Raw genomic sequence first — 23773 nt, forward strand, 5'->3', positions numbered from 1 at the left:
GGCCCGCCATTCCGGGCGATGGCAAGCCTTGCCTTAGTGGAATCGGGGAACAGATTAGGTCATGCTTGTGTTGTGTATTCTGTGAGCAACTCTGAGACTAAGGCAGCGGCCGTGCCTAGTGCTGCCCGCGAGGCGGAGGAGCGCACCCGGGACAAAGTACTGGGTGCCGTCCTGGAACACGGTCCTGTCAGCGCTGCGGAACTGGGCGAACGGCTGGGCTTCACGCCTGCCGCCGTGCGCCGGCACCTGGATGCGCTGTCCGGGAAGGGCCTGATCCAGGTCAAGCTCGTCCGCAACTCATCCTCCGGGGCAGGACGGCCTGCACGCCGCTACGTCCTCAGCCCGCAGGGCCAGGCACACCTGGGCAACGATTACCTTGACATCGCCACCGAAGCGCTGCGACAGCTCGGCGCCGCCCTCGGACCCCAGGCGATCGAGGCTTTCGCCGCAGAGCGTTTCGGCCGCATGGAGGAACGCTACCGTCCCGTCGTCGAGGCCGCCGGCCCCGAGGTCGCCGACCGCGCCGAGGCGCTGGCCGCCGAACTGACCAAGGACGGCTTCGTCGCGTCGACCACCATGATCGGCGCCACCGCGAAGAAGAGCACGCTGCTGAGTATCCAGCTGTGCCAGGCGCACTGCCCCATCCAGGGACTCGCCACGGCCTACCCCGTCTTCTGTGACAAGGAGACCGAAGTTTTTGCCCGCCTCCTGGAGGTGGACGTCCGCCGACTGTCCACGCTCTCCAGGGGCGGCCACGTTTGTACGACCCACATTCCCGTGGGTCGGACCCGATCCGCGCCGCAGGTTCCACTGCACGCCGAGACCAACCAGTCCACATCCATTCATCAGCAAGAAAGGCCGTGATGACGGATCAAGTAACCCAGAAGCCAACGGCACCTTCCATGGTGCCGGAGTCTGTGATTTCAGACATCCTGGAGAAGAACCCCGAACTCGAGGGCATCGGTACATACGAGTACGGATGGGCAGACTCGGACATTGCCGGTGCAACCGCCCGCCGTGGCCTGAGTGAGGAAGTCGTCCGCGACATTTCGGCTAAGAAGAGCGAGCCGCAGTGGATGCTGGACCTTCGCCTGAAGGGCCTGAAGTACTTCGAGCGCAAGCCCATGCCGACCTGGGGCGCAGACCTCTCCGGCATCGACTTCGACAACATCAAGTACTTCGTGCGCTCCACGGAGAAGCAGGCGAACACCTGGGAAGACCTTCCCGAGGACATCCGCAACACGTACGAGAAGCTCGGCATCCCCGAAGCTGAGCGCGGCCGCCTGGTTTCCGGCGTCGCAGCGCAGTACGAGTCCGAGGTGGTGTACCACCAGCTCCGCGAGGACCTGGAACGCCAGGGCGTTATCTTCCTGGACACCGACACAGCGCTGAAGGAACACCCGGAGATGTTCCAGGAATACTTCGGCACCGTCATCCCGGTCGGTGACAACAAGTTCGGCTCGCTGAACACTGCCGTGTGGTCCGGCGGCTCCTTCGTTTACGTCCCCAAGGGCGTCCACGTGGAGATCCCGCTGCAGGCCTACTTCCGTATCAACACGGAGAACATGGGCCAGTTCGAGCGCACCCTGATCATTGCGGACGAGGATTCCTACGTCCACTACATCGAGGGCTGCACCGCACCGATCTACACCTCGGACTCGCTGCACTCCGCCGTCGTCGAAATCATCGTGAAGAAGGGCGCCCGCGTCCGCTACACGACCATCCAGAACTGGTCCAACAACGTGTACAACCTGGTGACCAAGCGCGCCATTGCACACGAAGGCGCGACCATGGAATGGATCGACGGCAACATCGGCTCCAAGGTCACCATGAAGTACCCGGCTGTCTACCTGGTCGGCGAGCACGCCAAGGGTGAGACGCTGTCCATCGCCTTCGCCGGCGAAGGCCAGCACCAGGACACCGGATCCAAGATGGTCCACATTGCCCCGAACACCAAGAGCTCCATCATTTCCAAGTCCGTGGCCCGCGGCGGCGGACGTGCCGCCTACCGCGGCCTGGTCCAGGTCCGCGAAGGCGCCACGCACTCGGCCAATACCGTGCGCTGTGACGCCCTGCTGGTGGACACCATCTCCCGCTCGGACACGTACCCGTACGTGGACATCCGCGAGGATGACGTCACCATGGGCCACGAAGCCACTGTTTCCCGCGTCAGCGAGGAGCAGCTGTTCTACCTCATGTCCCGCGGCCTTCCCGAGGACGAGGCAATGGCAATGATCGTGCGCGGCTTCATTGAGCCGATCGCCCGTGAGCTGCCGATGGAATACGCCCTTGAACTCAACCGCCTCATCGAACTCCAGATGGAAGGAGCCGTCGGTTAATGTCGAAGCTTAACGACGTCGTCGAAACCGTGACCGAAAAGGTCAGCAATGTAGTGGAGGAGGTCAAGGCGAAGGTAGGTTCCCCCAAGGAAACCAACCGTGTACGCATTGACGGCTTCACCGAGGAGGGCGAAAACCTTTCCCCGCTGAACGAGGCCTCCTCACCGCTGGGCGGCGACAGCAGCAAGTCCCACAGCCACGGTGGCGGAGAGGGCATCCCGGACAGCTCACGCGCCGGCCGGACCACCTCCTTCCACCGTGCTGACTTCGGCAAAATGACCGGACGTGAAGAAGACTGGCGGTTCACCCCGCTCAAGCGCCTGCGCGGCCTGCACACCGCGGACCTGGACGGCACGGCTCCCGAGCTCGCCGTCGTCGCGCCCGACGGCGTGCGGGTTGAAAGCATTGCCCGCACCGATGCCCGCATCGGTTCGGCAGGCATCCCCGAAGACCGGGTTGCCGCCGCCGCGTGGGAAGACTTCCGCGAGGCCACTGCCGTGACCATTCCTGCCGAGACCGTAGTCGATGGCAGCGTCACGCTGACCATCAACGGTGTCAGCAAGGATCCGTCCGCGCAGCACATCGTCATCACCGCGGAGAAGTTCTCCAAGGGCGTTGTGGTCCTGGACCACAAGGGTTCGGCAGTGCTGTCCCAGAACGTGGAAATCGTGGTGGGCGACGGTGCGGAACTGACCGTTGTCTCCGTCCAGGACTGGGACGACGACGCGGTGCACGCCTCCGCGCAGTATGCCAAGATCGGCCGCGACGCGAAGTTCAAGCACGTCGTCGTCAGCCTCGGCGGCGACCTGGTGCGCGTCACCCCGTCCTCCAAGTTCACCGCCACCGGCGGCGACGTGGAGATGTTCGGCCTGTACTACGCAGACGCCGGCCAGCACCTGGAACAGCGCCTCTTCGTGGACCACGCCGTGGCTAACTGCAAGTCCCGCGTGATGTACAAGGGCGCCCTGCAGGGCCGCGATGCGCACACCGTCTGGGTTGGCGACGTCCTGATCCGCAAGGAAGCAGAAGGCACCGATACGTACGAGGTCAACCGCAACCTGCTGCTGACCGAGGGCGGCCGGGCCGACTCCGTGCCGAACCTGGAGATCGAAACCGGACTCATCGAGGGTGCCGGCCACGCCAGCGCCACCGGCCGGTTCGACGACGAGCACCTGTTCTACCTGATGGCACGCGGCATCCCCGAGGACACCGCCCGCCGCCTGGTGGTCCGAGGCTTCCTCACCGAGATCATCCAGCAGATCAAGGTTCCTGCCCTGGAAGAGCGTCTCACCGACGCCGTCGAGCGCGAGCTCGAAGCCTCCGGAGCCTACTGAGATCGAGTCCGGGTGCCGGAGCAATCCGGCACCCGGACCCTCTCGCCTTCCAACCCCAAAGCTTAGTAACGCACCCGCGGGTGCAAAGGAGAAAGCCAACTCGCATGTCTACTCTTGAGATCAAGGATCTTCACGTCAGCATTGAGACCGAACAGGGCCGCAAGCCGATCCTGAAGGGTGTCAGCCTGACCATCAACACCGGTGAGACGCACGCCATCATGGGCCCCAACGGTTCCGGCAAGTCCACCCTGGCCTCCACCATTGCCGGCCACCCGCGCTACAGCGTGGACAGCGGCTCCATCACGCTCGACGGCGAAGACGTCCTCGCGATGAGCGTTGACGAGCGTGCCCGCGCCGGCCTCTTCCTGGCCATGCAGTACCCGGTAGAGGTTCCCGGCGTCACCATGACCAACTTCCTGCGCACCGCCAAGACCGCGCTCGACGGCGAAGCCCCCTCGCTGCGGCACTGGACCAAGGACGTCAAGGCGGCCATGGCCGAGCTGCGTATCGACGCCGACTTCGCCCAGCGCAACGTCAACGAGGGCTTCTCCGGCGGCGAGAAGAAGCGCGTGGAGATCCTGCAGATGGAACTCTTCCACCCGAAGATCGCCATCCTCGACGAGACCGACTCCGGCCTCGACGTCGACGCCCTGAAGATCGTCTCCGAAGGCGTTAACCGCGAGCACTCCAAGGGCGGCATGGGCACGCTGCTCATCACGCACTACACGCGTATCCTTCGTTACATCAAGCCCGACTATGTACACGTCTTCGTTGACGGCCACATCGCCGAGCAGGGCGGTCCGGAACTTGCCGACCGCCTCGAAGAAGAAGGCTACGACCGCTTCACCGGCGCCAACGCCGCCGCAGCCGGCGCCTAATAAAGACAGCTGAAGGAGCAAATATGAGCGACTCCGAACTGGCCACAACGTCCCTTGAGGACGTTGAAGAGGCCCTGAAGGACGTCATCGACCCCGAACTCGGGGTGAACGTCGTTGACCTCGGGCTGCTCTACGGACTGAAGTACGCCGAAGACGGTGCACTTCTGATCGATATGACACTGACGACGGCGGCCTGCCCGCTGACCGATGTGCTCGAAGAGCAGACCGCCCAGGCCCTGGACGGCGTCGTTGATGAGTGGCGCCTGAACTGGGTGTGGATGCCGCCGTGGGGACCTGACAAGATCACCGACGACGGCCGCGACCAGATGCGGGCCCTCGGCTTCAACATCTAGCAGGTTCTGCAGCTGAAAGGGCCGCTCCCGGAGATCCGGGGGCGGCCCTTTCTGCGTGCTAGCGTTTGCGGGGCCGGGACGAGGTCGTGGGGTTCTACGGAATGACCTACCGTTCAGGCGGCGACGTGACCGGGCGGGCCCTGTTGAGGGAATCCTGACGGCTCGAGGACGGCCAGTGGATGCTATGCAATTTCACTGAAGTGAACGTCAGGCAGCCGGACGCCTAGGATGCTGGAGCGCCCTCAATCAGTGTCTCTGTCGGTGGATTTCCATGGCTCGGATTCGCAAGTCTGGCTCGCCGCGTCCACCCCGTTGCTGCTGACGGCTGACGGCCCAGGCCCACGACTGACGGCTGACGGCCCGCTAGGTAATCGTCCTGAAAAGACGGGTATGGGAGATTTCCTGACGGGCCGTTTTGGGCCTGTTTTCGACCCGAAATTGTCAGTGCCGGATGAAATCCTGAAGCATGGATCAGCTCGGGAACACCGAACGGATAACCGAAGAGCAGGATGGAGAAGACCAGCAGCCGGAAGGACGGACTGGTGGTGCAGAGACGCCCTGCACCCTAGCGGTGTACCGGGCTGAACTGGATGCAGATCGCGGCCCTTCCCTCTTCCCAACTTCTGGCGAGCAGGCCGCTGACACCGCTCCGGCTGGAAGCCCTGCCGGGCCGGCTGCCGATGCCGGTTCCACTCCCGCTGGAAGCCCTCCCTGGCTGGCCGCCAACTCCAACTCCGGTGCCGGGACCGGGGCCGGAATTCCAGACACTGCTTTCACATCCGCTGCCGACGGAAGTCCTGCCAGCGCTGATGATCGGGGCGACGTAGGAAGCCCTGAGCGCCTGTACCCGGATGGCTTCACCGGAACGTTGGCATTGCAGAACCTCGAAGCCTTCGATGAGCAAACCGTCGGAGACGCTTTAGGCAGGATGGCTCATCTGATTTCGTGGGCACAGGCGCAGCAGGCCAGGTTGGTGAACCGGATGGAAGAGCTCTTCACGGACCGCTTCTTTGACGCATCGGGGCGGGTTGAGCCCGGGATGGCGTTTAGTGTTGCAGCGTCCGAATGCGCGGCCATTCTGAACGTTCCTCAGGTCACCGCCCAGCGCATGATGTTCGAAGCGGGCAGCCTGTGCAGTACCCATACCGCCACCCTGGCCGGTCTGGAAGAAGGACAGATTAGCTACGCCCACGCGCAGGTGGTGCTGGACCAGTGTCAGAACGTTCCTCCCGCTGCACTGCCGGAATTCGAAGCCAGCCTGCTCAAGGCCGCTGAGGGGCAGACCCGGGCGCAGTTCTCCGCCAAGGCCCGGCGGCTGCGCGAGAAACAGTACCCGGACACCATCGCGAAAAGGCACCTCACCGCGTTCGAGCAGCGCAAGGTCACTCTGGACCGGGAAGAGGACGGGATGTCCTGCCTGTCGGCTCATCTGCGGGCCGAGGAAGCCCAGCAGATCTACACGACACTAACTACCGCAGCGCGGGGCGAGCAGACGGCCGGGGATACTCGGACCGCGGATCAGCTGCGGGCAGACATCCTGGCGCAGCTGCTGATGGGTGGGCTCAGCTCCACGCGTGGCGGCGGGGTTGGGACTCATGCCGGGACTGGTAAGGCCGGTGCCCACGGAACCGATTGCGAAGATTCAGGTGCCGTGCCGCGGGCGGAAATCATGGTCCTGATCAACGCCGAAACACTGTTCGGTGCCGATGACCGGCCGGCGGAACTGCACGGCTACGGACCTATCAGCGCCGAGGCGGCCCGCAGGCTCGCTCGCAACGCCGCAGGCTGGACCGGACTCGCGCAGGACCCGCGGACCGGGGAAATCCTTGGGGTGGGAAGGCGGCGAAAAGTGCCCGCCGGACTGCGCCGCTGGCTGCGTGCCCGGGACGGGACCTGCCGGTTCCCCGGCTGCCGGGTCACTACCGCGAACGCGGACATCGACCACACAACTGATTGGGCGAAAGGTGGTCCTACCGACCACGGGAACCTGGAACACCTGTGCCGCCGGCATCACCGGTTCAAGACACTTGGTTATTGGAAAGCCTGCCAACCCACGCCCGGGGTGATCCAGTGGACCTCGCCCACCGGACGCGTCTACCGGACCGATCCCTTCCTGGATCTGGGCCCACCGAATGTGGCACCTCATCCGGCATCTGGTCCGGGGAGTGGCAAAGGACCGGAGGCAGCACCGCCGTTCTGACACCGCAGTGCCACGGTCGAACGCGGCCCGGCCTACGGATGAGCCAGACTTCGGCGCACGGGTGTGCCAGACGTTCGTTCCGCCCCACGTGTTGGCCAGGAGTTCGGCCCGCCCTACGGGAGAGCCAGACGTTCGGCCCACCCGACACGTGCGCCTGACGGTCGGCAGGCACCTGCAGTGAGCCAGACGTTCGGCCCGCCCTACGCGTGAGGAAGCATGCGGCCAGACCCCGCTACGGCCGGGACAGATCCGCAGCGCTGAAGGTATCGCACGCTTCGAGGCTGCCGCCGTCGTTGTAGCCCGCAAGGAACCATGCTTGGCGCTGCGCACTGGAGCCGTGGGTCCAGCTTTCCGGGTTGACCTGTCCGGTAGCCGAAGCCTGGATCCGGTCATCGCCGATGGCTGATGCAGCCGAAAGGGCGTCACTGACGTCCGCCTCGGTAAACGGAGCCAGGAACGGCACGTCCGAGCCCGGAGCCGGCTGGTCCGCCGCATGCCGTGCCCACAGGCCGGCATAGCAGTCGGCCTGCAGCTCGGTGCGTACCGAGGCGGAGTCGGCGCCCTGCGGGTCCGCGTTCCGGCCCGCACTGGAACCGGTGATCTGCTGGATGTGGTGGCCGAACTCATGCGCAACCACGTATTCCTGCGCCAGCGGGCCGCCGGAGGACCCGTAGTTGGTGACCAGATCGGAGAAGAACGCGGTGTCGTAGTACGTCTGCTCGTCCGCCGGGCAGTAGAACGGTCCGACGGCACTGGTAGCGGCACCACAGGCGGTGTTGGTCTGGTCCGTAAAGAGGACGACGCCGGGTTCCGTGTAGGTCTGGCCGTAGCCGGCAAGGTACGGCTCCCAGAAGCTGTCGAGGCTCTCGGCAGTACCGAGGATGCGGCAGTCCAACCGCTCGTTGGCATCTTCACCGTTGAGGCAGGTATCGATGCTTTCGGACTGCGCCTGGCCGGCGGCGACGCCGGAACCGTCACTGAGACCCAGGCCGTCAATCACATCCGAACCGAAGAACAGGGACAGGATCAGCAACAGACCGCCGCCCAGTCCGCCACCTACGGCCTTTACCTTTACCGCGCCGGTCACTGACCCGTGAAGAATCCAGCCGGGCGTTGTTGTTGAAACTCATGTGCCCAGATTATCGGTTGCCTCGGGCAACCTTTGTCTCCGAAGCTTCGCCGATTCCGCGTGCCGCCAGGGCATCGCCGGTCTGACGGGCATAGGCGACCGCCCGGATGACTACCGGAACGGTGAGGGCCCGGGGATTCCGCTCCAGCCCGCGTGCCATGGCCGATTCCCGGACGTCCCGGGCGGAGCCGAGCAGGAACGGGATGCTGCGCAGCATCAGCGCCAGGGTGAGCCCGAACCGTTCCGGGTCCGCACCCAGCGGACGCAGCGGCCGTGCCAGCGACACCAGTCCGTCCAGCAGTACCTGCGGGGCAGTGGTCAGCGGAAGCAGCCGCGCCGCCATGACGCAGACCACGATGCTGCCGGTCACCATGACAGCGGCCGGCACCCCGTTGGTCCACCACTGAAAAATCCCCAGCAGGACCAGGACGGGCCACATCATCCTCAGCGGCTGCCAGATCCCGCGCAGCAGCCGCGCGGACGCGTAGGCGGTAAGCACCAGGACGGCAGCGACGGCAAGGACTGCGGGGGAGCGGAGCACGAGCACTGCCGCGGAGAGGATAACCAAGGCACCGGCCTTCAGTGCCAGCGGCGCAGCGTGCACAGGGGAAGAGCCCGGACGGTAGGAGCCCAGCAGGTCAGTGGTGCGGACGGAACGTTTCATCCGACCCCCAGAGCCAGCGCCCGGTATGCGGTAAGTGCTTCCTCCGGACCTCCGTCGAACACCACCCGGCCCTGGTCCATCACCAGCACACGGTCGGCGTCGGCGGCGAAGTCGAGGTCATGTGTCGTGTAGATCAGCTGCTGCGGCAGCGTGGCGAAAAGCCGCCGCAGCCGTGAGGTGTTGCGCAGGTCCAGCAGGGTGCTGGGTTCATCCGCGACGAGGACGGCAGGCTCGACCGCCAGGACCGAGGCCAGCGCCATCAGTTGCCGTTCACCGCCGGACAGGTCATAGATGCTCCGGTCGGCCAGTTCCAGCAGCCCAAACGCCTCAAGCCGGGCCTCGGCTGCAGCACGGCGCTGGGCGCGGTTCCGGACCGAGGACCGCAGCGACAGTTCGACGTCGTCCCTCCCGGTGGGCATCACCAATTGCGAGAGGGGATCGGTGAAGACAAATCCGACGCGCCGCCGCACGGCCGCCCCCTGCCGGGCAGTGTCCAGCCCGTCCACGCGAACCGAACCGGTATCCGGCAGCACCAGCCCGTTCAGCAGTTTGAGCAGCGTCGATTTGCCTGAGCCGTTGGCCCCGACGACGGCGGTACGCGCCGTGGTGAGCTCCAGCGACAGCGGGTGCAGGATCGGTTTCCGCGCCCCGCCGTCGTCGGACGGGAGCACGCTGACATCCTGCAGCAGGATCGAGGGCATCAGCGGTTCCGGCGCAGGCCAGCCGGGAAAGCCTTGAACACACTGACCGCAACCACGGCCGCGAGTATGTTCTTGACCACGTCTCCGGGCCAGAAAGCCATGTCGGCTGCCAGCGCTGCGGGGAAGGACAGCTGCGCGTTGAGCATCAGCCCGGCAATCCCGGCCGGATGGACCACCAGGAAGCTCGTCGCCAGCGCCGCGGCGAACAGCAGGACGGTCCGTGCCCGCCGGGTACGCCGGAGCACCAGTCCTGACAACAGCCCGACGACGGCGGCGGCCACCGGGAAGGACAGCAGGTACCCGGCGGAGGGCGCCGCGAGCACGCCCAGCCCTCCGCTGAAGCCACTGAAGACCGGCAGCCCGGCCAGTCCCGCCAGCAGGAAGAGCCCCACGGCGGCAGCTCCCCGGCCGGGCCCAAGGAGGATCCCGGTGAGCATCACGGCCAGTGTCTGCAGGGTGATCGGTACACCGGCACCCAGCGGCACTCCGGGAAGGATGGAGAAAACCGCGGTGAGTGCAGCGAAGACGGCAATCAGGGACAGGTCCGCGGACGTCCACCGGCGGCGGGAGCGCAGTCCGGTGCGCGCTGAACCGTGGGCACCGTTACCGGCGGCGGGAGCGGGCCGGGGCGCGTCGGCCGGAGTGTTGTTCATCGCTGCACTTTTCCTTGTAGGGGAAGAAAAACGGACCGGAATGCGTTTTGAACACTAGCTGCGCAGGGGCGGTATTCCATTGGAGGTTTTCTACAAATGGACGATGGCGGCTAGACTGGAAAGGCTGTTACGGCCAACCAGGCCCCCATGACCGGTCCAAGTGACCCTTCCCTCCTCGATGGACTCCCATCGTTTTGAGGCCCGCGCACCGCGCAGCGTATCTGCAATACCAAAAACCTTCGAAAGGTCCACTGAGTGATTTCCGTATCTGGTCTCGAGCTGCGTGCAGGCGCACGGCTGCTCATGGAAGCGGTTTCATTCCGTGTTGACAAGGGAGACAAAATCGGGCTGGTGGGCCGCAACGGCGCCGGCAAGACCACCCTGACCAAAGTCCTCGCCGGTGAGGCCCTTCCGGCTTCAGGCACCGTCAAACGGGTCGGCGACATCGGCTACCTGCCCCAGGATCCGCGGACCCCGGACATGGACCAGCTCGGCCGTGACCGCATCCTGTCGGCCCGTGGCCTGGACCTGGTCTCGGCGCAGCTGAAGAAGTGCCAGGACGAAATGGCCAGCGACGATCCGAAAATCTCGCAGAAGGCCATGAACCGGTATGACCGGCTGGAGTCCGAGTTCCTGTCCGCCGGCGGTTACGCCGCGGAGTCGGAAGCGGCCACCATCTGTGCCAACCTGGCCCTCCCGGACCGGCTGCTGAACCAGCCCCTGAAGACCCTTTCCGGTGGCCAGCGCCGCCGCGTGGAACTGGCCCGGATCCTGTATTCCGACGCCGAGACGATGCTCCTCGATGAGCCCACCAACCACCTCGACGCCGATTCCATCGCCTGGCTGCGCGAATTCCTGAAGAACCACACCGGCGGCCTGATCGTGATCAGCCACGACACCGAGCTCCTTGAAGCAACCGTGAACAAGGTCTTCAGCCTGGACGCCAACCGCGCCACCATCGACATCTACAACATGGACTGGAAGCGCTACAAGATCCAGCGCGAGACTGACGAGCGTGCCCGGAAGCGCGAACGCGCCAACACCGAGAAGAAGGCAGGCATCCTGCTGGCCCAGGCCAACAAGATGAAGGCCCGCGCGTCCGGTGCCTCCGCCGCGCAGAGCATGCTCAAGCGCGTCGACCGCCTGATGGGCGGCCTGGACGCCGTCCGCGCCACCGACCGCGTCGCTGCGCTGCGCTTCCCGGATCCGGCACCGTGCGGCAAGACGCCCATGACCGCAGAGGGCCTGAGCAAGAGCTACGGTTCGCTGGAGATCTTCACCGACGTGGACCTGGCGATCGACCGCGGTTCCAAGGTGGTCATCCTGGGCCTGAACGGCGCCGGCAAGACCACGCTGCTGCGGATGCTGGCCGGCGTCGACAAGCCGGATACCGGCAAGGTCATCGCCGGACACGGACTCAAGGTGGGCTACTACGCCCAGGAGCACGAAACCCTCGATACGGACCGGACGGTCCTCGAGAACATGCGTTCCTCCGCCCCCGACATGGACGACGCCGAGGTCCGCAGCGTGCTGGGCTCCTTCATGTTCAGCGGCGACGACGTCGAGAAGAAGGCCGGCGTCCTTTCCGGCGGCGAGAAGACCCGACTGGCCCTGGCCACGATCGTGGCGTCCTCGGCCAACGTGCTGCTGCTGGATGAGCCCACCAACAACCTGGACCCCGCCTCCCGTGCGGAAATCCTGGGCGCCCTGAGCAACTACACCGGCGCCGTGGTGATGGTCAGCCACGATGAGGGCGCCGTCGCGGCACTGAACCCCGAACGCGTGGTGCTCCTGCCGGACGGCGACGAGGACCACTGGAACGAGAACTATCTTGAACTGGTGACGTTGGCCTAACCGCCGCCGCCTCTTGGGCAAAGAACAGCGGCCCTGCTCCGATTGGAGCAGGGCCGCTGTTTTGTCTGCGGGGAGCGCGGGGCTAGAACCCCTGTGCGTCGAGGATCGCGTCTTCTTCCTCTTCGCCGGTAGGACCGCGCTTTTTGCGGCGCGGCGGACGACGCCGGGACGGGGCCGGGTGGGCGGCGATGACTTCGTCGTCGTCCAGTTCGTCGTCCTCGTCCTCAATACCGTCGTAGTACCGGTTGAGCGCTTCCTGGCGGGCGGCGTACCCCAGGCCCAGGAACATCATCAGTGCGAACCCGTACCACTGCAGTCCGTAGGAGAGGTGCAGGCCCTCATCGACTTCGGGTCGCGGAGCCGTTTCGGGTACGACGTCGGCCCGCGGGTCCTCGCTGGACATCAGGGCGTAGGCGCCCTGATGGAGCGGATAGTCGAGCTGTTTGGCGAAAGCGCCCAGGTCGATAGACGGCAGCTGGCCCTCGGGGGCGGTGCGGGCGAGGGTTGGTTCCGCGGCCTTGATCCGGCCCACCACGGTCACCCGCCCTTCAGGGGCAGCCGGAATGCTGTCCGGACGGCCGGCTTCGTCATCGCCGATCGGCAGCCAGCCGCGGTTGACGGCCACGCTGCTGCCGTCGTCGAGCTTTAGCGGCACCAGCACCTCATACCCGGGCCGGCCCTTGAGCGGACGGTTGCGGACAATGCGCTGCGCTTCGGAATCGTAGGTGCCCTCGAGCCTGACGGGCAGCCATTCCGCGCCCTCGTCATAGGTGTCGAAGTACTGCTCGGCCTCCGTGTAGGGAACCGGGTCGGCGTCGTAGTTGTTCTCAATGCGCGCAGTGTCGGCGAGGGACGCCTCGCGGCGGTCCATCTGCCACAGGCCAAGGCTGACGCAGGCGGCGGCCAGGACACAGACGAGCACGAACCAGCCCAGCCAGCGGGCTGAGAAGAGGAAGCGGTACATCTAGTTCCTACCGCCCTGGGCTCCGGCGCCGGGCGCGTCGCTTTCCAAGGGCAGGGTTTCCTTCCAGAGTCCCCGCGTCTGCAGGTAGTCCTCCAGCCATCCGCGGTGCTCCCCGCAGGAAAGCCAGGTCTTCCGCCGCTCCGGGGTGTGGATGCGGGGGTTGTTCCAGAGCAGCCGCCACTGGGCGTCGAGCCGGCAGGCCTTGCGCGAGCACACTGGCGTGCGTTCGCCTGCGTCTGCTGCGGGGGTGCCGGAGAGGGAATCGAGGAGGTTCATGCTGGGGGATCAGGCCTTGTCTTCGTCGTCGTCGTTGTCTACGATTTCGCCCGCCACCACCGTGGTCTCGGGAGTTTCCGGGGCTGCCTCCGGGGCGGCCGGGGCATTCAGGGCTGTTGCCGGCGGGCGGTCGATCAGGGCGTCGGAAGCCGTCATATTGCGGGTATCCGCGCCACCGTTGGCCATGATGACCGCGAAATACGGCAGCACCACCGCACCGGCAATCACCACCCACAGCAGCCAGCCGTGGACAAAGAACATCAGGAACAGGCAGACCACACGGATACCCATGGACACGCCGTATTTGATCATGCGGGTGCGCATTTCGTCAGTGTGCGGGTTGGGTGCGTCGGTGATTCTGGGAACGCTGTCGCCGCGGTTTGTGTCCCTAGCCATCAGTAGCCATCGGTAGTCGTCATCACCCTCCAAACAGGTTCGTTCATTCTCTCACTAGCAGCGGCGTTGTAGAAGTTGAATCCCGCGCACGTAGGATCGAGGCAACCCCCATCGAAGGCTGAAAGAAGGAATATCCGTGCAGAACACCCCTGAGAACGAGTCCGGCCGCAGCGTCCTGGTGACTGGCGGAAACCGTGGAATCGGGCTGGCGATTGCCTCCGCGTTCCTGGCCGCCGGCGACCGCGTGGCCATCACCTACCGCAGCGGCGAGGTTCCCGCCGGCATGCTGGGAGTCAAGGCCGATGTGACGGATATGGCATCCATCGACGCCGCGTTCACCGAGGTGGAAGCCGCCCATGGTCCGGTCGAAGTCCTCGTGGCCAATGCCGGCATCACCCGCGACACCCTGCTCCTGCGGATGAGCGAAGACGATTTCACCGACGTCATCGACACGAACCTCACGGGGGCCTTCCGGGTGATCAAGCGGGCCTCCAAGGGCATGCTGCGGATGAAGAAGGGCCGGGTAGTGCTGATCTCCTCGGTGGTGGGACTCTACGGCTCACCCGGGCAGATCAACTACTCGGCGTCGAAGTCCGGACTGATCGGCATTGCCCGTTCCCTGACCCGCGAGCTGGGCTCTCGGAACATCACGGCCAATGTCGTTGCGCCGGGCTTCATCAACACCGACATGACCCGCGCACTGCCGGAGGACACCCAGAAGAACTACCTGTCCTCCATCCCCGCCGGCCGGTTCGCCGAGCCCGAAGAAGTAGCCAACGTGGTGCGCTGGATCGCCGGCCCCGAAGCGGGCTACATTTCCGGCGCAGTCATCCCGGTCGACGGCGGCCTGGGCATGGGGCACTGACCCGGTCCAACGCGCTGCTGCGGAATCGTTGGAGGTTTCCACAACTGCCGGGCCGTCCGCCGGCTGGCAGGATGGGATCCGGAGAGCTGAACGCTTAGATACTTTCTACAAAAAGGAGTTTCCATGGGCCTGCTGGAAGGCAAAGCCGCGATAGTCACCGGATCATCGCGTGGAATCGGAGCCGAGGTGGCCCGGTTCCTCGCTGCCGAAGGCGCAGGCGTCGTCGTCAATTACCGCCAGAAGGCACCGCGTGCCAACAAGGTGGTCGCTGCCATTGAGGAGGCCGGTGGACGCGCAGTCGCCGTCGGCGCCGACCTCACCGCGGCCGAAGGCACTGCGGCACTGATCGCCGCTGCAAAGGAAAACTTCGGCGGGCTCGACGTGCTGGTCCTCAACGCCTCCGGCGGAATGGAAACCGGGGTGGAGGAAAACTACGCACTGAAGCTGAACCGCGACGCACAGGTGAACATGCTCACCGCCGCCCTGGACGTGATGCCGTCCGGTTCGCGGGTGGTCTTCGTGACCAGCCACCAGGCGCATTTCATCCGCTCGGTTCCGACCATGCCGGAGTACGAAGCCGTGGCCCTCAGCAAGCGCGCCGGTGAGGATGCCCTGCGCAGCATGCTCCCGCAGCTGGAGGAAAAGGGCATCACCCTCGTTGTGGTCTCCGGTGACATGATCGAGGGCACGGTGACGGCCACCCTGTTGGACCGGGCCAACCCCGGTGCCATCGAAGCCCGCCGCGAGGAAGCCGGCCGGCTGTATTCGGTGCAGGAGTTCGGTGCAGAAGTGGCCCGTATGGCCACCGCCGACGTCGCCTCCGGTCACACCGAATACGTGGGCGGCGCCGATTACCTGGCCGCCGGCGCGGCAGCGGACTCTGCGGGCGGCCCCGCCTAGAGCTTCACGAAGTGCTGCACCACGTCCAGGCGTGGCAGGTTCAGCACGGCATCCGCGGCGGCCTGCACTGCCGGTTTGGCGTTAAACGCCACCCCCAGTGCGGCCGCCGCAAGCATGTCCAGGTCATTGGCGCCGTCGCCCACCGCGATGGTGTGGCCCGGTGCCACGTCCAGTGTCTGTGCCCACTCGGCCAGTGACCGCGCCTTCACCGCCCGGTCGACGACTTCCCCGGACACCGCGCCGGTCAGGACGCCGTCCTCGATGTCCAGCAGGTTCGCCCGCCGGAAGCTCAGCCGCAGGCGGTCCGCCAGCGGATCCAGTACCTGGCTGAAACCACCGGACACCACGGCAACCCCGTGTCCGGCGGCCAGGAACTCCTTCACGAGGAGTTCCGCGCCGTCCGAGAGCTCGATCCGTGCGCCCACCTCGTCAATGACCGACGCCGGCAGCCCGGCGAGGGTCTTCACCCGGGCATGCAGGCTGGCGGCGAAGTCCAGTTCGCCGCGCATGGCCGCCTCGGTCACGGCGGCCACCTCCGCTTCACGGCCCGCGTGGGCTGCCAGCAGCTCGATGACCTCCTGCTTGATCAGGGTCGAGTCCACGTCCATCACCAGCAGCTTCCGCGCATCCTCCAGCAGCGACGGCGGAACCACGGCACTGTGCTCACCGCCCCGCTTGTCCGGCACCGCTGCCGCCGCCGCGGCGACGCACCGCCTCAGCCGCGCCAGGCCGCCGTCGTACGCCACATACAGCTTGGACACCGTGTAACCGTCTCCCGCCGCGTTCTCCAGCTCCACGATCCGCGCACCCAGACCGGTGACGGCCCCCTGCACGGCACCCAGGTACGCATCGGACAGGTCCCGTCCGTAGCTGACGACACTGTATTCAGGGGAGTTGGGCATGGTTTCCGTTCTGCTCGGTCCAGCGGGTAGGTACCTGTTCGGCAGGGGATTCCCGGCAGCGGCCACGTGGCCGCTGCGGCCTATCGTTTGGCCAATGCCCCTTTCCTTAGCCTAATGTCTAGTGCTATGAGTGATGTTCTTGAATTTGCCGGTGTAAGCGTTGTCCGCGGCGGTAAAACCCTGTTGGACGGCGTGAACTGGCAGGTCAGGGAAGGCGAACGCTGGGTGATCATGGGCCCCAACGGTGCCGGCAAGACCACGCTGCTGCAGATTGCCAGCGGCCGGATGCACCCCACGCGCGGCGTAGCGGGAATCCTCGATGAAGTCCTGGGTGCGGTGGACGTTTTTGAACTCCGCCCCCGTATCGGCCTGGCCTCCGCAGCCCTGGCCGGACAGATCCCGGAAGACGAAACCGTCCTCAATGTCGTGCTCACGGCGTCCTACGGGATGACCGGACGCTGGCGCGAGAAGTACGAAAAGCTCGACGAGCGCCGCGCCTTCCGCCTGCTGCACGAGTGGGGCATGTCCACCTTCATGAACCGCCGCTTCTCCTCGCTCAGCGAAGGTGAACGCAAGCGGGTGCAGATTGCGCGCGCCCTGATGACGGATCCCGAACTGCTGCTGCTGGACGAACCTGCAGCAGGCCTGGACCTGGCCGGGCGCGAAGACCTGCTCTACCGCCTCGGCGAACTGGCCCGCGACGAAGAAGCCCCGGCCATGGTGCTGGTCACCCACCATCTGGAAGAAGTTCCCACCGGCTTTACGCATGCCCTGCTGCTGCGCGACGGCGGCGTTGTGGCCGCCGGTCCCATCGACGAGGTGCTCACCGAAGAACACCTGAGCACGGCATTCGACCTCCCGCTGGACCTCCGGCGCGAGGACGGCCGGTATTCCGCCACCGCCCGGCGCGGCTAGGAGCAGGCCCCGGGTGAACCTTCAGTACCTGCAGTCGGCCGGCGATCCCCGTGTTTCCGACTACACCTCCCTGACTGACACGTCCCTGCGGCGCCGGCGTGAACCGGAGGAGGGCATGTACATAGCCGAATCCTCCAAGGTCCTGCGCCGGGCCGTTGACGCCGGGCACCGCCCGCGGTCCTTCTTCCTGGCCGAAAAGTGGCTGCCCGACCTGCAGGACATCCTGGAGCGGTTCCCCGATGTTCCCGCCTTCGTCGGTACGGCGGAGGTCCTGGAGGAAATTACCGGCTTCCATCTGCACCGGGGTGCCCTGGCTGCCATGGAACGCCCTGCTCCGCTGGACCTCGCGGACGTGCTGGCTACCGCCCGCCGCGTCGCCGTGCTGGAGGACATTGTCGACCACACCAACATCGGCGCCATCTTCCGTTCCGCCGCAGCCCTGCAGGTCGACGCCGTCCTGGTCACGCCCCGCTGTGCGGATCCCCTCTACCGCCGGGCCATCCGGGTGAGCATGGGAACAGTGTTCCAGGTCCCGTGGGTACGCCTGACGGACTGGCCCGGACAGCTCGAAGAGCTCCGGGAGGCAGGGTTCGTTTCCGCGGCCCTCGCCCTGCGCGAGGACTCGCTGACGCTGGATGAGCTCAGCGCCCGGCGCGACCCGCGGCTGGCCCTGGTCCTCGGGACGGAAGGCGACGGCCTGGCGGACACCACCCTTGCCGGCGTCGATCTTGCGGTACGGATTCCGATGAGCGGAGGCGTTGATTCACTCAACGTTGCCGCCGCCAGTGCTGTGGCGTTCTGGGAGTGCCGGCCCTAACCCCGCCCAGGGGCCATTGCCCTTACCCTGCGGCCCCCCAGGTGCCAGACTGTGCCCCAGCCACCGACCCCCTGAGGACGCCAGCGGAGCAGCCATGGAATCCCGTGCAAAGACCCGGCAAGGTACCGTGCTGGCACTGTGTGCGGGGCTGCTGCTGACGGTGTCCGCCTGTGGTCCGACGGCGGATCAGCTGCGGGACCGCCAGGCTGCAGCCTCGCGGTCCCCGTCCGTGCCGCCGGTCGCAGCTCCTGCCCGCCCCCGGCCTGCGCCGGTCCCGTCCACGGAACCTGCACCGTCACCGTCACCGTCACAGTCACCGGTGGATGTCACCGGACGTCAGGCAGGCATGCCGCAGGCAGTCCAGGACGCGTGCCAGTGGATGCTCCGCCGGGACCCCGGGCCGATGCCTGGCCCTGAGGCCGGAACCTGTGTCTCCGCTGCCATGGCAGCGGGGGAGGGCGGCATCCAAACCCTGCAGACCAGCACCAGCTGGCTGCCCGCCGGCACCTACGACGTCCGTTTCATGACGACTCCGGGCTTCGCCATGACCCTGCAGGACACGGACGAGGACCTGGGTATCAGCATCCGTGAAGGGCACCGGGTGCTTCACCAGGCGGAAGCGGACATTTCCGCAGACCCTGCAGGGACTGCGGAGGAGGCCTACGCGGCTGTCCTGGCTGATGCCGCGGAACTCACCGTGCGGCCCGAACGGGTCGCGGGCCTGCTTGCTCCGGCGGAACAGGTCGCGGTGGACTACGGCGCAGACGGAACGGTATACACCCGGCTCAGCGGCAGCTTCGATACGGCTGGGCAGGAAGCTGCCGGAAAGGAAGCCGCCGGGGAGCCGGGCTCATCAGCGGTGCTGCCGGCCGGATCCTTCGTGTTGTACCTGGACGACTACTACCGCCCGCTGCGGATCGAAATCACCGGGTTGATCCAGGGGGTCACCTCGACCATCACGGCCGTCAACACGCAGTGGGGGACCCGGCCGTTGTCCTGAATCCGGGACCGTGTCGTTTCCTGCCGGAACCCTAAATGCGTTAGTATTGGTTGCTGGCCGCAATGCACGGCCAATAAAGCTTTCAACCACACCGTGGCTGGCAAAATCCAGGCACCAAAAGAAGGTAAAACTGTGAAGTCTGATATCCACCCCAAGTATGCACCGGTTGTCTTCCGTGACCTCGCGTCCGACACCGCTTTCCTGACGGCCTCGACCGCCACCTCCTCCAAGACGATTGAGTGGGAAGACGGAAACACCTACCCGCTCATCGAGGTGGAAATCTCCTCCGCATCGCACCCGTTCTACACGGGCAAGCAGCGCATCATGGACTCCGCCGGCCGGGTCGAGCGCTTCAACGCCCGCTTCAAGGGCTTCGGCGGCAAGAAGTAGCCAGTCCGGAAACACAGCAGTACCTGGAGAGGTCCGTCGGCATCAGCCCGGCGGGCCTTTCCCTGTCAGAGGGACCGTCCGGTCCCGGCACCGGTTCCAACAGAGGAGTCTCAATGGCAAGCGCAGATAACAGCGGCCGCCGGCACGGGGAATACAAGGTTCCCGGCGGCAAGCTGGTTGTAGTGGATCTGGATGTCCGCGACGGCCGGCTGGCCGGAGTTTCCCTTGGCGGTGACTTCTTCCTGGAACCGGATGAAGCGTTGGGGGACATCAATGCGGCACTCGAGGGCCTGCCCGCCGAGACTTCCTTCGGTGACATTGCCGAGGCCGTGCGTCTGCGGCTGCCCTCGGACGCCGTCCTTTTCGGCTTCTCGCCGGAAGCCGTGGCAACCGCCGTCCGCCGCGCCCTCGGCAAAGCGACCGGGTGGGGTGACCACCAGTGGGAAATCATTCCCCCCACGCCGCTGTCGACGCATATGCACGTGGCCATGGACGAGGTCCTCGCCGAGGAAGTCGGGGCCGGCCGCCGCAATCCCACGCTCCGGTTCTGGGAATGGGAATCGCCGTCCGTCGTCATCGGCAGTTTCCAGTCGCTGAAGAACGAAGTGGACCCCGACGGCGCGGAACGGCACGGGGTGACCGTGGTCCGGCGCATCACCGGCGGGGGAGCCATGTTCATGGAACACGGCAACGCCATCACGTACTCCCTCTACATTCCCCAGTCCCTCGTGGATGGCCTGAGTTTCGCCGATTCCTATCCCTTCCTGGACGCCTGGGTGATGGAATCCCTGAAGAAACTCGGCATCCAGGCCTGGTACGTTCCGCTGAATGACATGGCCACCGACCAGGGCAAGATCGGCGGCGCCGCGCAGAAGCGGTTCAGCAGCGGCGGCATGCTGCACCACGTCACCATGTCCTACAACATCGACGCCGACAAGATGGTCGAAGTCCTGCGTATCGGCAAGGAAAAGCTCTCCGACAAGGGCACTACCAGTGCCAAGAAGCGGGTGGACCCGCTGAAGCGCCAGACCGGGCTCTCCCGCGAGGACATCATCGCCACGATGATGGATACCTTCGCGGCCCGGTACGGTGCCGTCCAGGCCGGCATTACCGACGAGGAAATCGCCCTCGCCCAGCAGAAGGTCAAGGACAAGTTCGATACCCCGGAGTGGCTGAACCGGGTTCCCTAGCAGCCCTGCCCACGGGCCACCGCGCTACCGGGCGGCGGTCCGTGGGCCTAGACTGCGCAAATGGAGAAAAAGTCGCTGACCGCCCTTGCCCGCCAACACCTCGAATCAGCACGGCAGGCGGCCAGCGGACGCAGCGCCTCCACGGTCTACGGGGGACACGAGCACGTCCTGCGGCAGACCGTCATCGCCCTCGGCTCCGGGTTTGTGATGGACGAGCATGAGAATCCCGGGGAGGCCACGATCTATGTCCTCAAAGGACGGGTTGCCCTCTCCGCCGAAGGCAACACCTGGGACGGGTCCGCCGGGGACCTGCTGATCGTTCCGCAGGCCCGGCATTCCGTGGCGGCGCTGGAGGACTCCGCCATCCTCCTGACGGTGGCGAAGCCGCAGCTGGCCTGAGCGGGACCGGATTCCCGCAGGCTACATTCCGGCAGCCTGCACCCGCAGTGAACGCAGCAGCTGGTCCTGCTGCTCGATGATGATCCGCCGCAGCGCCGCCGGAGCGCCGGAATGCAGCTCCAGCCACTCGACGGATTTCTGCACCACTGGATGATCGGCCGGCACCATGCCCGGCATTGCGTCCTGGTGTCCCGGATAGAGCCCGCCGACCACGCGTGAGGCCAGCTCAATGCTGCGCCCGGCCCAGACATCCGTGAGTGACGCGAAATAGTCGTCCAGGTATCCGTCCAGCAGCTCGTGGCTGCCCAGGCCGAAGCCGGTGATGGTGGCCGAGAGCAACTCGTTGGACAAGGCGTCGGAGTGCATGATTGCCTGCCACGCGGCGGCCTTGACGGCCGGGTCCGGGAAAGCGGCGGACGCGGTGGTGAAGCCCACCCGTCCCGAGGCCGTGTTGTCCTGTGCCAGTTCTGCGTCCAGTTCGGCAGGGGTGGCGGAACCGGTTGCGGCCAGGGCCACCCAGAGCCGCCAGCGCAGGTCCGAGTCCACGGCAAGGCCCTGGATACCGGCGCTGCCGTCCAGCAGTCCCCGCAGCAGTGCGTTATGGCTGCTGCTGCGCCGCCCGGCGCCGGCTGCGGCCCGCGCCCAGATGGTCTGCCGGTCGCTGCCCGGTTCTGCCGCCGCCAGCTGCTCGGCTATGTGGGTGGAGAACTCCTCCCGCAGCACTTCCCGGCGCTGCGCCGGGGCGTAGTACTCAATGGCGCTGAGGGCGTTGTCCAGCAGGACCTGGAGCACTCCGGCCCCGGTTTCCACCGGTGCCACCCGCTGGATGAGCCGGACGTAGTCCTTGGCGCTCAGGACACCGTCGCGGACCGTGTTCCACAGGGCCGAGAGGGTGATGGCCCGGGCCAGGGGATCGGACAGCAGGTGCAGGGAGTCCAGCAGCGTGGCCAGCGACGCGTCGTCGAAACGGATCTTGGCGTACGTCAGGTCCTCGTCGTTGAGCAGCAGCAGGGCCGGACGCTGCCTGCCCACCAGTTCAGGCACCTCGGTCCTGGACCCGGCGACGTCCAGCTCCACGCTGTCGGTGCGGACCAGGGCTCCGGTGCCGTCGAAGTCGTAGAGGCCAATGCGCAGCCGGTGCGGCCGGGGAACCTGTTCTCCGCTCACGGGGTCAGGTGCGTTCTGCCGGATGACCACGGAAGTGTAGGCGCCGTCGTCGCCGGTCTCCGTCTCCGGGACCAGGACAGGAACGCCGGCGGTCTGGAGCCAGCGGGCCGACCAGAGGGCCATGTCCCGGCCGGAAGCCGTTTCCAGGGCGGCCAGGAGGTCGGCGAGGGTGGTGTTGCCGTAGGCGTGGTCGCGGAAGTAGCCGCGGGCGGCGTCGATAAAGGCTTCGAACCCGACGTAGGCCACCAGCTGTTTGAGCACCGAGGCGCCCTTCGCATACGTGATGCCGTCGAAGTTCTGCTTCGCCGCCTCCAGGTTCGGAATATCGGCCACGATCGGGTGCGTGGTGGGCAGCTGGTCCTGGACGTAGGCCCAGGCCTTACGCCGGTTCGCGAAGCTGACCCAGGAATTGGTGAAGTCGGTGGCCCGGTCCACGGCCAGGGCACCCATGTAGTCGGCAAACGATTCCTTGAGCCACAGGTCGTCCCACCATTTCATCGTGACGAGGTCGCCAAACCACATGTGCGCCATCTCGTGCAGGATGGTGTTCGCCCGCGCTTCGTACTGCGCCTCGGTGGCCCGGGACCGGAAGACGTAGGCCTCGGTGAACGTCACCAGGCCGGGATTCTCCATGGCGCCCAGGTTGTACTCCGGAACAAATGCGGAGTCGTATTTCCCGAAGGGGTACGGGAAGGCAAAGAGGTCGTGGAAGTAGTCGAGTCCCTGCTTGGTCACCGCAAAGATGTTCTTCGGGTCGAAGTACCCCGCCAGGGAGGACCGGCAGTAGGCGGCCAGGGGAACCCGCAGTTCCGTGCCGTCGTCGAGCCGGGTGGACCACTCGTCGTCGGCTCGGTGGTATGGACCCGCCAGCACGGTGGTGATGTAGGTGGAAATGCGCTGGGTGGGTGCGAATTCCCAGCGGCTGAGGGTGCCGTCGCCCAGCGGCGTCCGCTGCGTTTCGACGCCGTTGGACGCGACCTGCCATCCGCTCGGTGCGGTCACGCTGAAGGAAAAGGAGGCCTTCAGGTCCGGCTGCTCAAAATCGGCAAAGACCCGCCGCGCATCGGCGGGCTCGTACTGGGTGTAAAGGTACGTGCGCCCATCCGCGGGGTCGCGGAAACGGTGCAGGCCTTCGCCGCTGCGGCTGTACAAGGCGGTGCCCTCCACCGTCACGGTGTTCTCCGCCTGGAGGCCGGGAAGGTGGATCCGGGAGTCGTCCACGGCGTCCGCCAGGTCCAGCTCGATGCCGTTCAGGACCACGGAAGACACTCCGCCGTGGATGAAGTCCAGGAACGTACCGGCACCGGGCTCGGAACAGCCGAAGGTAATGGTGCTGCGGGAACGGAAGCCCGGAGCCCCCTCGTCTTCGGCGTTGCCCAGGTCGAGGTGGACATCGTAGGCGGTCACGGACAGCAGGCGGGACCGCAGGGCGGCTTCATCACGGCTCAGGTTCTGGTTAGGCACCTGTTCATTCAATCACTTCCTCG

23 protein-coding genes and 1 pseudogene are annotated in these 23773 nt (G+C 66.0%); 15 read left to right on the forward strand and 9 right to left on the reverse strand.

The genetic code is table 11. From position 1 onward, the window contains the following. Positions 1–111 precede the first annotated feature (111 nt). The 6 genes from QNO03_RS02120 (at position 112) to QNO03_RS02145 (ending at position 7104) form a co-directional block, all read left to right on the forward strand. Positions 112–864 carry a helix-turn-helix transcriptional regulator gene (locus tag QNO03_RS02120; protein ID WP_289601635.1) on the forward strand — a complete coding sequence of 251 codons (753 nt, stop codon included), beginning with the start codon at positions 112–114 and terminating at the stop codon, positions 862–864. Further along, entirely contained in the window at positions 864–2339 is a 1476-nt protein-coding gene (gene sufB, locus QNO03_RS02125) for a Fe-S cluster assembly protein SufB (RefSeq protein WP_269437823.1), read from the forward strand. Before QNO03_RS02120 ends, sufB begins: the two co-directional genes overlap by 1 nt. After that, a complete protein-coding gene (sufD, locus tag QNO03_RS02130) occupies positions 2339–3673 on the forward strand; it encodes a Fe-S cluster assembly protein SufD (protein WP_289601637.1) in 1335 nt (444 codons plus the stop codon). The genes sufB and sufD overlap by 1 nt, the downstream gene beginning before the upstream one ends. Before the next feature lie 104 nt (positions 3674–3777). After that, a complete protein-coding gene (sufC, locus tag QNO03_RS02135; RefSeq protein WP_229948290.1) occupies positions 3778–4551 on the forward strand; it encodes a Fe-S cluster assembly ATPase SufC in 774 nt (257 codons plus the stop codon). Positions 4552–4574: 23 nt separating this feature from the next. Continuing rightward, the gene (locus QNO03_RS02140; RefSeq protein WP_229948292.1) at positions 4575–4904 is read left to right on the forward strand and encodes a metal-sulfur cluster assembly factor; all 330 of its coding nucleotides are present in this window, start codon (positions 4575–4577) and stop codon (positions 4902–4904) included. A gap of 928 nt (positions 4905–5832) precedes the next feature. Beyond that, positions 5833–7104, forward strand: coding sequence for an HNH endonuclease signature motif containing protein (locus tag QNO03_RS02145; protein ID WP_289601638.1), 1272 nt, complete (start codon positions 5833–5835; stop codon positions 7102–7104). A 232-nt stretch (positions 7105–7336) separates the two neighbouring features. On the opposite strand, the pseudogene ypfJ reads toward QNO03_RS02145, so the two are convergent. The 4 genes and pseudogenes from ypfJ to QNO03_RS02165 form a co-directional block, all read right to left on the reverse strand. Continuing rightward, positions 7337–8234: pseudogene (ypfJ, locus tag QNO03_RS02150) on the reverse strand (KPN_02809 family neutral zinc metallopeptidase). Between the two features lie 9 nt (positions 8235–8243). Continuing rightward, positions 8244–8897, reverse strand: coding sequence for an energy-coupling factor transporter transmembrane component T family protein (locus QNO03_RS02155; protein ID WP_289601639.1), 654 nt, complete (start codon positions 8895–8897; stop codon positions 8244–8246). Then, positions 8894–9598 carry an energy-coupling factor ABC transporter ATP-binding protein gene (locus QNO03_RS02160; protein ID WP_289601641.1) on the reverse strand — a complete coding sequence of 235 codons (705 nt, stop codon included), beginning with the start codon at positions 9596–9598 and terminating at the stop codon, positions 8894–8896. Before QNO03_RS02160 ends, QNO03_RS02155 begins: the two co-directional genes overlap by 4 nt. After that, entirely contained in the window at positions 9598–10251 is a 654-nt protein-coding gene (locus QNO03_RS02165) for a biotin transporter BioY (RefSeq protein ID WP_289601643.1), read from the reverse strand. Before QNO03_RS02165 ends, QNO03_RS02160 begins: the two co-directional genes overlap by 1 nt. Positions 10252–10506: 255 nt before the next feature. Between QNO03_RS02165 and QNO03_RS02170 the strand changes: the two genes are divergently transcribed. Next, entirely contained in the window at positions 10507–12105 is a 1599-nt protein-coding gene (locus QNO03_RS02170) for an ABC-F family ATP-binding cassette domain-containing protein (protein WP_229948300.1), read from the forward strand. A gap of 82 nt (positions 12106–12187) precedes the next feature. Here the strand turns inward: QNO03_RS02170 and QNO03_RS02175 are convergent, their stop codons facing one another. From QNO03_RS02175 to QNO03_RS02185, 3 genes are read right to left on the reverse strand one after another with little or no spacing between them, the layout of a single operon-like run. After that, a complete protein-coding gene (locus tag QNO03_RS02175; RefSeq protein WP_289601644.1) occupies positions 12188–13069 on the reverse strand; it encodes an SURF1 family cytochrome oxidase biogenesis protein in 882 nt (293 codons plus the stop codon). Continuing rightward, a complete protein-coding gene (locus QNO03_RS02180; RefSeq protein ID WP_289601645.1) occupies positions 13070–13345 on the reverse strand; it encodes a hypothetical protein in 276 nt (91 codons plus the stop codon). It lies immediately after the preceding gene. 9 nt (positions 13346–13354) lie between these two features. Further along, positions 13355–13741, reverse strand: coding sequence for a DUF3099 domain-containing protein (locus QNO03_RS02185; RefSeq protein ID WP_229948303.1), 387 nt, complete (start codon positions 13739–13741; stop codon positions 13355–13357). 136 nt (positions 13742–13877) lie between these two features. Between QNO03_RS02185 and QNO03_RS02190 the strand changes: the two genes are divergently transcribed. Both QNO03_RS02190 and QNO03_RS02195 read left to right on the forward strand, forming a co-directional pair. Beyond that, the gene (locus QNO03_RS02190; RefSeq protein ID WP_229948305.1) at positions 13878–14606 is read left to right on the forward strand and encodes a beta-ketoacyl-ACP reductase; all 729 of its coding nucleotides are present in this window, start codon (positions 13878–13880) and stop codon (positions 14604–14606) included. A 123-nt stretch (positions 14607–14729) separates the two neighbouring features. Next, the gene (locus tag QNO03_RS02195) at positions 14730–15506 is read left to right on the forward strand and encodes an SDR family oxidoreductase (RefSeq protein WP_289601647.1); all 777 of its coding nucleotides are present in this window, start codon (positions 14730–14732) and stop codon (positions 15504–15506) included. Here QNO03_RS02195 and serB read toward each other — a convergent pair. Beyond that, positions 15503–16408 carry a phosphoserine phosphatase SerB gene (serB, locus tag QNO03_RS02200; protein WP_289601648.1) on the reverse strand — a complete coding sequence of 302 codons (906 nt, stop codon included), beginning with the start codon at positions 16406–16408 and terminating at the stop codon, positions 15503–15505. The genes QNO03_RS02195 and serB overlap by 4 nt on opposite strands. Before the next feature lie 126 nt (positions 16409–16534). Between serB and QNO03_RS02205 the strand changes: the two genes are divergently transcribed. The 6 genes from QNO03_RS02205 (at position 16535) to QNO03_RS02230 (ending at position 21119) form a co-directional block, all read left to right on the forward strand. Next, on the forward strand, positions 16535–17323 hold the full coding sequence (locus tag QNO03_RS02205) for an ABC transporter ATP-binding protein (RefSeq protein WP_289601650.1): 789 nt from the start codon (positions 16535–16537) through the stop codon (positions 17321–17323). A 13-nt stretch (positions 17324–17336) separates the two neighbouring features. Beyond that, positions 17337–18140, forward strand: coding sequence for a TrmH family RNA methyltransferase (locus tag QNO03_RS02210; RefSeq protein WP_289601651.1), 804 nt, complete (start codon positions 17337–17339; stop codon positions 18138–18140). Between the two features lie 94 nt (positions 18141–18234). Then, on the forward strand, positions 18235–19140 hold the full coding sequence (locus QNO03_RS02215) for a hypothetical protein (RefSeq protein WP_289601652.1): 906 nt from the start codon (positions 18235–18237) through the stop codon (positions 19138–19140). A 132-nt stretch (positions 19141–19272) separates the two neighbouring features. Beyond that, positions 19273–19530, forward strand: coding sequence for a type B 50S ribosomal protein L31 (locus QNO03_RS02220; RefSeq protein WP_229948317.1), 258 nt, complete (start codon positions 19273–19275; stop codon positions 19528–19530). Between the two features lie 113 nt (positions 19531–19643). Then, the gene (gene lplAB, locus QNO03_RS02225; RefSeq protein ID WP_289601653.1) at positions 19644–20720 is read left to right on the forward strand and encodes a lipoate-protein ligase LplAB; all 1077 of its coding nucleotides are present in this window, start codon (positions 19644–19646) and stop codon (positions 20718–20720) included. Positions 20721–20780: 60 nt separating this feature from the next. Then, positions 20781–21119 (forward strand): cupin domain-containing protein, encoded by a 339-nt coding sequence (locus tag QNO03_RS02230; RefSeq protein ID WP_229948320.1) that lies wholly within the window; start codon positions 20781–20783, stop codon positions 21117–21119. 21 nt (positions 21120–21140) lie between these two features. Here QNO03_RS02230 and pepN read toward each other — a convergent pair whose 3' ends face one another. Continuing rightward, the gene (gene pepN, locus QNO03_RS02235) at positions 21141–23750 is read right to left on the reverse strand and encodes an aminopeptidase N (protein ID WP_289601655.1); all 2610 of its coding nucleotides are present in this window, start codon (positions 23748–23750) and stop codon (positions 21141–21143) included. Between the last annotated feature and the right edge of the window lie 23 nt (positions 23751–23773).

The organism is Arthrobacter sp. zg-Y877, from assembly GCF_030373105.1.
Taxonomy (GTDB): Bacteria; Actinomycetota; Actinomycetes; order Actinomycetales; family Micrococcaceae; genus Arthrobacter_B.